Annotated in this window: 9 protein-coding genes; 5 read left to right on the forward strand and 4 right to left on the reverse strand. The window is 34.8% G+C overall.

Annotation, left to right across the window (positions count from 1 at the left end):
- Positions 1-5 precede the first annotated feature (5 nt).
- The 3 genes from fusA to rpsL form a co-directional block, all read right to left on the reverse strand.
- Positions 6-2,129: an elongation factor G gene (fusA, locus tag AC2DGP_RS07440; protein ID WP_484492371.1), complete on the reverse strand. Its 2,124-nt coding sequence runs from the start codon at positions 2,127-2,129 to the stop codon at positions 6-8.
- A gap of 3 nt (positions 2,130-2,132) precedes the next feature.
- Positions 2,133-2,609 carry a 30S ribosomal protein S7 gene (gene rpsG / locus AC2DGP_RS07445; protein ID WP_139958430.1) on the reverse strand — a complete coding sequence of 159 codons (477 nt, stop codon included), beginning with the start codon at positions 2,607-2,609 and terminating at the stop codon, positions 2,133-2,135.
- A 62-nt stretch (positions 2,610-2,671) separates the two neighbouring features.
- Positions 2,672-3,046 (reverse strand): 30S ribosomal protein S12, encoded by a 375-nt coding sequence (gene rpsL, locus AC2DGP_RS07450; protein WP_152285527.1) that lies wholly within the window; start codon positions 3,044-3,046, stop codon positions 2,672-2,674.
- A gap of 189 nt (positions 3,047-3,235) precedes the next feature.
- On the opposite strand from rpsL, the gene AC2DGP_RS07455 reads away from it, so the two are divergent.
- The 5 genes from AC2DGP_RS07455 (at position 3,236) to rlmB (ending at position 11,197) form a co-directional block, all read left to right on the forward strand.
- The gene (locus AC2DGP_RS07455; protein ID WP_484492372.1) at positions 3,236-4,909 is read left to right on the forward strand and encodes a BamA/TamA family outer membrane protein; all 1,674 of its coding nucleotides are present in this window, start codon (positions 3,236-3,238) and stop codon (positions 4,907-4,909) included.
- Between the two features lie 177 nt (positions 4,910-5,086).
- Positions 5,087-8,227, forward strand: coding sequence for a SusC/RagA family TonB-linked outer membrane protein (locus AC2DGP_RS07460; RefSeq protein WP_484492373.1), 3,141 nt, complete (start codon positions 5,087-5,089; stop codon positions 8,225-8,227).
- Positions 8,228-8,237: 10 nt separating this feature from the next.
- The gene (locus AC2DGP_RS07465) at positions 8,238-9,650 is read left to right on the forward strand and encodes a RagB/SusD family nutrient uptake outer membrane protein (RefSeq protein ID WP_484492374.1); all 1,413 of its coding nucleotides are present in this window, start codon (positions 8,238-8,240) and stop codon (positions 9,648-9,650) included.
- A 10-nt stretch (positions 9,651-9,660) separates the two neighbouring features.
- On the forward strand, positions 9,661-10,377 hold the full coding sequence (locus AC2DGP_RS07470) for a hypothetical protein (RefSeq protein WP_484492375.1): 717 nt from the start codon (positions 9,661-9,663) through the stop codon (positions 10,375-10,377).
- A 79-nt stretch (positions 10,378-10,456) separates the two neighbouring features.
- Positions 10,457-11,197: a 23S rRNA (guanosine(2251)-2'-O)-methyltransferase RlmB gene (gene rlmB / locus AC2DGP_RS07475; protein WP_484492376.1), complete on the forward strand. Its 741-nt coding sequence runs from the start codon at positions 10,457-10,459 to the stop codon at positions 11,195-11,197.
- A 66-nt stretch (positions 11,198-11,263) separates the two neighbouring features.
- Here rlmB and AC2DGP_RS07480 read toward each other — a convergent pair whose 3' ends face one another.
- Complete coding sequence (locus AC2DGP_RS07480) at positions 11,264-12,217, reverse strand: phosphoribosylaminoimidazolesuccinocarboxamide synthase (protein WP_484492377.1); 954 nt, start codon at positions 12,215-12,217, stop codon at positions 11,264-11,266.
- Between the last annotated feature and the right edge of the window lie 14 nt (positions 12,218-12,231).

Genomic DNA, 12,231 nt, shown 5'->3' on the forward strand with positions numbered 1-12,231 from the left:
AGAGATTATGCTTTTGATTTTGCGATAACTTCTTCTGATATATTAGAAGGAGTTTGTGCATAATGAGAAAATTCCATTGTAGATGTTGCTCTACCAGAAGAAAGAGTACGTAACGTTGTTACATAACCAAACATTTCAGATAATGGCACATCTGCCTTGATAACTTTCGCTCCCGAACGGTCTCCCATATCGTTTACTTGACCTCTACGTCTATTCAAATCACCAACAATATCACCCATATTCTCTTCTGGAGTAATTGCCTCCATTTTCATAATAGGTTCTAAGATTACAGCACCCGCAGCTTTCGCACAAGCTTTATAACCCATTTTTGCAGCTAATTCAAAAGAAAGAGCATCAGAATCCACGGGGTGGAAAGATCCGTCTGTCAAAGTAATTTTTAAAGTATCCATAACGAAACCAGCTAACGGTCCATTTTGCATAGATTCCTTAAATCCTTTTTCAACAGCTGGAATAAATTCCTTAGGAATACGTCCTCCTTTGATCTGATCAACGAATTGTAATCCTGGTCCTTTGAAATCTTCATCAGCAGGTCCCATCTCAAATACGATATCACCAAACTTACCACGTCCACCAGATTGCTTTTTATAAGTTTCTCTGTGCTGAGTAGTTTTCGTTACAGCTTCTTTGTATTCAACTTGAGGCTCACCTTCGTTCACTTCAACTTTAAATTCACGCTTCAAACGATCAATCAATACCTCTAAGTGCAACTCTCCCATTCCTGAGATTACAGTTTGCCCAGAAGCTTCATCTGTTTTTACGGTAAATGTAGGATCCTCCTCAGCCAATTTCGCTAAAGACATACCTAATTTATCCATATCTCCTTTCGTTTTAGGCTCAATAGAGATACCAATTACTGGATCAGGGAAATCCATAGATTCCAAAATAATTGGAGCTTCTAAAGAAGACATTGTATCCCCAGTTTTAATATCTTTAAATCCAACAGCAGCACCAATATCACCAGCCTCGATAAAATCGATTGCTTTTTGCTCATTAGCATGCATTTGGTAGATACGTGAAATACGCTCTTTTTTACCTGAACGGTTGTTCAATATATAAGAACCAGCATCTAAACGACCTGAATAAGCACGGAAGAAAGCCAAACGTCCTACGAAAGGATCAGTAGCAATTTTAAATGCCAATGCAGAGAAATCATCTTTTGCATCTGGTTTTCTAGAAGTTTCTTCACCTGAAGCAGGATCTGTACCAACGATTTCATCTCTATCTAATGGAGAAGGCAAGTAACGACAAACAGCATCCAACAAAAATTGAACTCCTTTGTTTTTAAATGCAGAACCAGCAATCATAGGAATGATAGCCATATCCATTACCGCAGCTCTTAAAGCAGCATGTACTTCTTCTTCAGTGATTGAGTTTTCATCTTCCATGAATTTCTCTAATAAGTTCTCATCGTAAGATGCAACTTCTTCGATCAATCTAGCACGAGCCTCTGCAGCCTCGTCAACCATATCTTCAGGAATATCAATAACATCAAAAGTTGCCCCTTGAGTTTCATCATGCCATAAAATAGCTCTGTTTTTCACTAAATCTACCACACCTTTGAAATCCGCTTCTTCACCAATTGGCAATACGATTTCAACAGCATTAGAACCTAACATTTCTTTCACCTGAGTACAAACTCTAGCAAAGTTAGATCCTTGACGGTCCATTTTGTTCACAAAACCAATTCTTGGTACTTTATAGTTATCAGCTAATCTCCAGTTAGTTTCTGACTGAGGCTCAACACCATCAACAGCACTAAATAAGAAAACTAAACCATCCAATACACGTAAAGATCTATTTACCTCAACAGTAAAATCAACGTGTCCTGGAGTATCAATAATGTTGAAGTGGTACCCCTTTGTATCAGGAGTAGCTTGCCCATTTTCCACAGGGAATTTCCACTCACAAGTAGTTGCAGCAGAAGTAATTGTAATACCTCTCTCTTGCTCTTGCTCCATCCAGTCCATTGTAGCCGCACCATCATGAACTTCTCCAATCTTATGAGAAACTCCTGTATAATACAATACACGTTCTGTTGTTGTAGTTTTACCAGCATCAATATGCGCAGCAATACCAATATTTCTTGTAAATTTTAAATCTCTTGCCATTTCTTAGAATCTAAAGTGTGAGAATGCTTTGTTTGCTTCAGCCATCTTGTGGACATCAACTCTTTTCTTAACAGCAGCTCCTTCTTCTTTAGCAGCAGCTAAAATCTCACCTGCTAACTTTTGAGCCATTGTTTTTTCATTTCTCTTTCTAGCAAATGAAATCATCCATTTGATAGCCATAGAAACTTTTCTATCTGGTCTAATTGGCATTGGAATTTGAAAGTTTGCTCCACCAACACGACGGCTACGAACTTCTACTTGAGGCATTACATTTGACAATGCATCTTTCCAAATTTCTAAGGCAGATTTCTCTTCCTCTCCCTTTTTTTCTTCTACGATATCTAAAGCATCATAAAATACTTTAAAAGCTACTGATTTCTTACCGTCCCACATTAGCATGTTTACAAAACGTGTTGCTAATTGATCGTTAAATTTAGGATCCGGTAAAAGAACTCTTTTTTTGGCTCTTCTTTTTCTCATGTTTTCTTGAGTTTGTTGTTGTTGCTAATAAATCAATTGACCCCTAGCGAACATTAAAAAATTTACTTCTTAGGACGTTTGGCTCCGTATTTAGATCTACGTTGAGTTCTTCCCTCAACACCAGCCGTATCTAAAGCTCCACGAACAACGTGATACTTTACCCCTGGTAAATCTTTTACTCTTCCTCCCCTTACTAATACTATCGAGTGCTCTTGTAAATTGTGTCCTTCTCCAGGAATGTATGCATTTACCTCATTACCGTTAGTCAAACGAACTCTGGCAACTTTTCTCATTGCAGAGTTTGGTTTCTTAGGTGTTGTAGTGTAAACACGTGTACATACTCCTCTTCTTTGAGGACACGAATTTAAAGCAGCCGATTTACTCTTCTTAGTGTTTTGGGTTCTTCCTTTGCGTACTAATTGTTGAATAGTTGGCATACTAAATTGTTATAAATTGTGTTTATTTTATAATTCTCTATTTTTTAGAGGGTGCAAATATACGTTTTTTATCTAATTAATCAAATACCAGTTAGTTAAATTTTAATCTTTACATATTTCTTGATAATTGCATAATTATAATTTAGCTTTGACCTTAGGCATTTTATCAAAAGTGAAATGTTTTCTTACATGCAAAACAGACAATTAAACCATCCATTACCTTCTACCAAAAACATTCTACTACCATTATTTGTTGTTGTCCTACACTTTTCCACAACTATCTTAGCACAAAACAAAAACATCCAACTCAAAGAAGAGTACTTAGATAGCTTAAGAACACCCAAAAGAGACACCGTGTTTGAAAAGCACACCGAACTAACTTCATATCTTAAACAAACCGGTCAAAAGCTCAACGAACAAGGATATATAAATCATGAAATAGTTCTCACCAAACAAAATGATAGCAGTTATTCTTACACGATAAATTACCGACAAAAAATAAACTTTGTTAAATTAGAATTTACGCACCCCGCAGAACTCTTACCTGATTTTAAAGCCAATGATGTAGTTTTTCCTTTTCTGGAGTTACACCAAAAGCTGAAAACTCTGTATCAATATTATGAGAAACAAGGCTATACCTTTACAGCACTAACTCCGACAATAAAAAACCAAAGAAACGACACACTTTTCACGGAAATATCTATAAAAACAACAAAAAAAAGAACTATTGATAAAGTAGTAATCAACGGATACAAAAGCTTTCCTCAAAAATTTATAAAACGACACTTAAAACTTAACTCTGAAGAAACCTACAACAAAAACACACTTTCAAAAACGAGTGAAGAGATCAAAGATCTTTCATTCGTTACAGAAACAAGAAAACCGGAAGTATTATTCACAAAAGATTCCACCCAGATATACTTGTACTTACACAAACATCAATCTAATAAATTTGATGGCCTTGTAGGCTTTACTAACGGAGAAAATGGGAAATTAAGATTCAACGGTTACCTGGATGTATCTTTAAACAACACCTTTAACAAAGGGGAACATCTTGCTTTCTATTGGAGTAACAATGGTAATGAACAAGAAAACTTTAAAATAAAAGCAGCAACCCCATATATTTTTGGCTCTTCCATAAATCCAGAAATAAATTTTGAGATCTACAAACAAGACTCTTCTTTTATCAACACTACACTAAACGTTTCACTAGACTATAACCTAAACATAGAGCATCAAATAGGACTTAACTTTTCTTCAAAAAACTCTACTAACCTACTAACAAACAACAACACAACTATTGAAACTTTTCAGAAAAAACTTTACGGGACACAATATTCCTTTAAACACAAAAGACGAAACAAAACCAATATCAAATTAAATGCTAAAGTTAGCGCTGGAACAAAAAAAACAACAGCAACATCAGAGGGCCAATATTATACTTTGTTAGATTTCTCCTTCTACGAAAAACTCTCAAAACGAAGCAGAATATACATTCATAACAGAACTGAAAACATATTTGGAAAAAACCTTACTCTTAATGAGCTTTTTCAAATAGGAGGAGCGAACACCATTAGAGGATTTTACGAACAAAGTATTTTTACATCCTCCTATAATTTCACAAATTTTGAATATCAATTACTTACCTCACTAGAGTCCTACTTATACACATTCACGGACTTTGCTATAACAGACAATCCAACAACCTCAATAAATGACAGAAATTATAGTTTCGGACTAGGATACGCGTACAAAACAAAGGGAGGTTTCATAAATTTAAACTATGCATTTGGTAAAACAAATGATAGCCCGTTCAACCTTAACCAAGGCATATTCCACATTAAACTAACAACTGAGTTTTAACCATTCTTCAAAAAAACAACACCTTTTGCAAATTATACTTAGCGAAACGAAGTTTTCCAAAAACCTAATATACAAAAGTTAACAATTTCTTAATATCGAAAATTTTTCACTACCTTTTATAGGGAATATTCCAAAAAAAGTTATAATTATGTTAAATAATCTAAAAACTCTACCCAAATGAATCTAAAATTACATCGATTGACGATGCTCTTTTGCATGCTCGTTATTCAAATTTCTTATTCACAAAGCCAGAAAATTACTGTTACCGGTACTATTTCTGATGCTTCAGGACCACTTCCTGGAGTAGTGGTTTTAGTTAACAACACTTCCAACGGAACTCAAACAGACTTTGATGGAAACTTTTCTATTGAAGCCGAAGTTGGAGCTGTTCTCGATATTAGTTATATTGGTATGGTTTCCCTACAAAAAACAGTGCAAAATTCTTCACCAATGCAAATAACCATGCAAGAAGATACTGAGGCACTTGAAGAGGTGGTTGTTGTAGCATTTGGTAAACAAACCAAAAAATCTATAGTAGGAGCCATTTCATCAGTCTCTTCAAACACTTTAGCAAACCAACAAATTACTTCCGTAGCGACTGCATTGCAAGGAAATGTTGCAGGGGTTAATATAATTTCTGGAGGAGGACAACCTGGTGAAAATCCAACCATCCGAATAAGAGGAATAAGTTCGATTAATGCTTCTGCCGAGCCATTAATAATTGTTGACGGCGCACCATTCAACGGAAACCTTAACACCATTAGTGCAGACCAAATAGAAAGTATGAATGTTTTAAAAGATGCATCATCGACTTCACTATATGGATCTAGAGGGGCCAACGGGGTTATTCTTATTAATACAAAACGAGGAAAATTAAATACTGCTACCAAAGTTTCTTTTACATCTAGTTATGGAATATCAGGAAGGGCAGTTGAAAGACATGGTTTATTAAATACAGACGAATTCACAGAGTACACTTGGGAAGCAATAAAAAATAACAACCAATATAGACAAGGGTTAAGTGCAGAAGCAGCAGCTATCGCAGCTTCCAATGGTTTAGTCGCTAATTTAGGTTACAATCCTTACAAAAACGATCAACCTGTTGGTACGAACGGAAAATTAATCTCTACCGAAAAACATTGGGATACTGATTGGGCAAATCTAATTGAAAACAATAATGCACAGAGGGTAGAGCACACTTTAGGAATTTCAGGTGGAAGTGAAAAAACTACTCATTCTTTCAATTTAAACTATTTGGACCAAGAAGGAACAGTTAATACTTCCAACTTTGAACGTGTAACCACACGTCTATCAGTTGACACAAAGGTCAACAAATGGTTCAAAACAGGTATTTCTTTATTTTACTCAAATTCATCACAGAATTTCCCGGATCAAAGTGGTACCTCTTTTACTAGTACCATGCAATGGATCAATAGTGTTTCTTCATATTACCCATTATACAGAAGAGATCCCGACGGCAATTTAATTAAAGATGCAAATGGGAATAACATATATGATTATGGTAATAATACCGGAAGCTTAAATGCCTCTAGACCAGTTTTATCAGGAGGAAATGCAGTAGGTACCTTGTACTTAGGTAAGCAAACTTATAAAAGAGATAATTTTAGCGCAAATGGTTATGTAAATTTCCAAATTACTTCCTACTTAGACTTTAAAACTCAAATTTCATATGAAAAATACATCTACGATGCTTATTCCTATGATCATTATAAATATGGTGCTGGTGCTGCTGCAAAAGGAAGAGTAGATCAAGATAGAGACTTTACAACTACTAAAAACATAATCAACAGTTTAAACTTCTCTAAATCCTACGATAAACATAATATCTCAGCTAACCTTATACATGAAGCCTTTGAAAAAAACATTAGTGCCTTAGGAGCTCAAGGGGTAGGATTTCTCCCTGGCGTAGAAGTACTGTCTGGTAGCACAACACCTGAAGCCGTTAGAGGATCATTTACAGACGAAACACTACAATCTTTTCTTGGAAGAGCAATGTATAACTATAACGAAAGGTATTTTATTGAAGCCTCCTTTAGACAAGATACCTCTAGTAGATTTCACCAAAGTGTTAGAAAAGGTAACTTTTTCTCCATTGGTGGGTCATGGGTTATATCTGATGAAAGATTCATGCAAAACATAGACCAAATTCAGTTTTTAAAACTAAGAACATCTTATGGTCAATTAGGGAACAACAGAACTTTAGATGCAGACGGAAACGACAATTACTTTCCTTATTTATCGCTATACGAGACAGGATTTAACGAATTATCAAATACCGGTGTACTCCTTGGAAATGTTGCAGACCCAAATTTAACTTGGGAAAAAACAGGATCATTTAATATTGGATTAGATTTTAATTTCTTCGGTCAATATCTTAACGGTTCCGTTGATTACTATTCAAAAGAATCGGTTGATTTAATATACGATGCACCTTTAGCAATATCAACCGGTAATGAGTCAATAGTAACCAATATAGGCGCAGTTAAAAACTACGGTGTAGAAGTTTCGCTTAGATCAAACATTCTTAAAAAATCAGAATTTAGTTGGACAACCGGACTTAATTTTTCTTTCGACAACAATAAAATAACTGAATTATCACAAGATTCTTACATAAACGGAACGAAAAGATGGGAAGTTGGAAGATCAATTTACGACTTCTATCTTGCTGAATGGGCAGGAGTCAATCCAGCAAATGGAAATGGAATGTGGTATAAAAACATCAAAGACGAAAACGGAAACATTGAACGAAGAGAAGTTACTGAAGTTTATGCAGAAGCTTCTGATTCTAGAACCTATGTAAACAAATCATCACTTCCTGATTTTGTAGGTGGTTTCACCAATAACTTTGTATATGGAGATTTTGACTTAAACTTTCTTTTCAACTTTAGTTTTGGTGCTTATGTTTACGACTCAAGTTATGCTTCTCTAATGGGGGGAATGGAAAGAATTGGAGATCCAGGTCATGTAGATTTGTCAAGACGTTGGCAAAAACCAGGAGATATTACAGATGTGCCTCTTTTGTTAAATGCACAAAACGATCACACTTCACAATCTGACAGATTCCTTTTTAAGAATGACTACATAAGACTTAAGGCCCTTACATTTGGTTATAATCTCCCTAACAAATTAGTCACTAAAATGCATTTATCAAGATTTAGACTTTACATTCAGGGAGATAATTTATTTACTTGGCAAAGTCATAAAGGTATCGACCCTGAACAAAACCTTGCAGGAACCACAGACAACCGATCATACAATTTAAAAACTACATCTTTAGGTTTAAACTTAGAATTTTAATTTTTACAACATGAAAAAACTTATAAACACAACAATTATTTGCGTTGCAATGATTTTATTCAGTTGTAGCGATGATTTTTTAAACGAGCCAAAACCTACCGATGCAGTTACCGAAACCGTGATTTTTGACTCTAGAGAAGGAGTGGAAGCTCATTTATCCGGAATACAAAGACAGTTTAGAGACCAATTTACAAGAACAGATGCGGGTGGTATGTATTCCATGTATTTTGCAAGAACCGTGAAAGGAAATGATTTTATTCAAAACTCTTGGTACAACTTTGACTATGATAATGACAACAGAGAACCGAATTATACAAGAACTGTTTTTAGTTGGGAATACCCTTATTATATGATCAATCAAGCTAATTCAATTATCAACGGATTACCAAATAGCAATATAGGAGAGGATGATGTAAAAGAATTAATGGGGCAAGCAAAAGCTATTAGAGCCTTTTTTTACTTTCAATTAAGTATGGAATTCCAACACACCTATTCAAAAGACCCTACTGATCTTGCTCCTCCAATTTACCTAGAACTATCCCTAGAAGGAAAACCAATGTCTACTTTAAGCGAAATGTATAATTTAATCGTAGCAGACCTTACAGAATCTGTTGCTAATCTAGACGAATCTCGCCTAGGAAAATCCTATATCAACAAGCAAGTAGCTGCAGGTATATTAGCTCGTGTATATTTAGTTATGGAAGATTGGGAAGGAGCAAGAGACGCAGCAATAATTGCATATGGTGGGAATCCATCAGCAGCATTAAATGCCTCAGAATACTCAAATGGTTTTGACAAGATTGAAAGTTCTGAATGGATGTGGGGAAGTCCACAAACAACAGACCAATCAAACTATTACTATGCTGCCCCCCATGCATTTAGTGATCATTTCGCTGATGGATATTTTGGTACTTATGTTAATGAAGATTTTCGTGCACTTTTTAGCAGCACAGACGTAAGGAACTTATTTGATGAAACATATGATCAAACAGTTGGAGCGGAATGGAAATTTTTAACAACTACAAAATTTAAATTTTCTTTTGAATCTGACCTTCCCTTAATGCGTACATCAGAAATGATTTTAATTGAAGCAGAAACGAAACACAGGTTAGGTGATCCAACAGCTCATGATCTTTTATTCGCCTTACAGTCTAACAGAGATCCAAATGCAATTAAATCTACTAACACTGGTGCTGACTTATTAGAAGAAATTCTTATTGAAAGAAGAAAAGAACTATATGCGGAGATTGGAGTTGAATGGTTTGATGCTAAACGATTACGACGTGCAATACCTAGAACAGGAAATCACAGATTACCTAACTCTGATTTAGAAGCGGATGATAATAAATTCTTTTTAAAAGTTCCTCAAAAAGAAATTGATGCTAATGAAAACATCAATGACTCTGTAAATGCTAATCGTTAAAACTAAAATCATGAAATACATATACAAACTTAGTTCTATAATATTGGTTCTTTTCTTATTGGCTAGTTGTCAAGACGAAGGACCTACAATTGCGGATTTTGTTACTTTAGAATCGGATGTTTCCATCCTGGTTCCAAATGGAGAAACGGTAGTTCAAGATATTAAAATATACGCTAATCAAATTCATTCAAATGATAGAGTTTTCAATATAGAAATACTTGACACTTCTACATTAGATCCATCATCTTATACATTACCTAATACTGTAACCATTCCAGCAAATAGCAATATCGGTAATATTCCATTAAGTGTTCAAGACATGAATATTGATCCTGACAAATTACTTAATTTGAATCTTACCTCGGAGAACAATAACATTTACATTGGTGAGCCAATAACTATTAGTGTCGGTTTAAAATGTCCAAAACTAGAAATTGTATTTGACGGTTATGCTAGTGAAACTTCAGTTGAAATTAGAAATTCATCAAATGAATTGGTCTATTCTTTTGCTGAAGGAACATATCCAGACGGCACAACTTCCATGTCAGTAACTCTCTGCCAGTTAATTCCCGGAGATTACACATTTACAATCAACGATGCTTTTGGTGATGGATTATCCTATCCTGAATACGGAAACTACAAAATGACTTTAGCCGAAGAAGTTTACTTTTTCAATAATGAATTTGACTCTGCTTCAGAATCCCATACGTTTACTGTTAACCCATAAACAAAAATATTGCAACAGAACTCATAACCCGCTTTTAAAGCGGGTTTTTTTATACAAATAATAGCAGTACATTTGCGCCATGGAAATAAAGACGTCAAAAATATTTGGATTACGAGCAGTAATTGAGGCTATCAATAGTGAGAGCTCTATAGATAAAGTGTTTATTCAGAAAGGAATTTCTGGACATTTAATGAATGAATTGATGACGCAGATTAAAACCAACAAAGTTGCTTTTAGTTATGTTCCTGTAGAAAAATTGGATAAATTATCTAAATACAACAATCACCAAGGTGCAGTGGCACAGATTGCTCCAATTAATTTTCACGATTTAGATACTTTAGTGGAAGCTACCTTGGAAAAAGAAGAAACACCTTTATTTTTATTATTGGATCAAGTATCTGATGTACGAAATTTCGGTGCAATTATTAGAACTGCAGAATGTACAGGAGTACACGGAATAATTATCCAAAACCAAGGAAACGCACCAGTGAACGCTGAAACCGTCAAAACTTCTGCCGGAGCCGCATTTAATATTCCTATCTGTAAAGTAAACCATATTAAAGATGCCATGTTTATTTTACAAGCAGCCGAAATTCAAATTGTAGCAGCTACAGAAAAAACGGAAGATTTATTATTTGATGTTGATTTAAAAAAACCTTCTGCCATCATTATGGGTTCTGAGGATAGAGGTATCAACCCATCAATCTTAAAAATGGTAGATGCAAAGGCAAAATTACCACTTAAAGGAAATATTGGATCTTTAAATGTATCTGTTGCTTGTGGAGCTTTTCTATATGAAGCTGTGCGACAAAGATTATAAAAAACACAAACTAAAAAAAAGCCTCTACTTATTCAGTAGAGGCTTTTTTTACACACTGGTATCGATTTAAAGAGAATTCAAAAAACCTTTCACATTTGTGTCGATTCTTTCTATAACTCTAGACACATCTGCCTTCACAAATGTTTCTCCGGTTATTTTCTCATATAATTCAATATACCTATTCGAAATATCAGTTATTTTTTCTTCCGTTAATTCAGGAACTACTTGCCCTTCTTTTCCTTGAAAACCATTTTCTATCAACCACTCACGAACAAACTCCTTCGACAATTGTTTCTGCTTTTGATCTTTTGCTTGAATCTCTTCATAACCATCTGCATAAAAATAACGAGAAGAATCCGGAGTATGAATCTCATCAATCACAACGATTTCTCCATTCGCAGTTTTACCAAATTCATATTTTGTATCCACCAAAATAAGTCCTTGTTTTGCAGCAATATCAGTTCCTCTTTCAAACAACGCATAAGTATAGGCTTCTAGTTGTTTATAATCCTCTTCTGATACAATTCCATTTGCCAAAATATCTTCTCTAGAAATATCTTCATCATGATCTCCAATATCTGCTTTTGTTGATGGTGTTATTATAGGAGATTCAAATTTTTGATTTTCAATCATTCCTTCAGGCATTGCAACCCCACACAAAACTCTTTTACCTGCCTTATACTCTCTCCAAGCATGCCCTGTAAGGTAACCTCGAATTACCATTTCTACTTTAAAAGTCTCACAAGAATGCCCAATGGTAACATTTTCATCCGGTGTACCCACCACCCAATTTGGCACGATATCTTTAGTTGCTTCCAACATTTTCGAAGCAATTTGATTCAATATTTGCCCTTTAAAAGGAATCTGTTTTGGCATGATCACATCAAAAGCTGACAACCTATCAGTAGCTACCATAACCAAAAGATCGTTACTAACCGTATATACTTCTCTCACCTTTCCTTTGTAAACTTTCTGTTGTCCTGGAAAATTAAAATTTGTGTCGTTGATCGTATTTGTCATTATATAAAATTTAT

The sequence above is a fragment of the Flavicella sp. IMCC45537 genome (genome assembly GCF_057197705.1).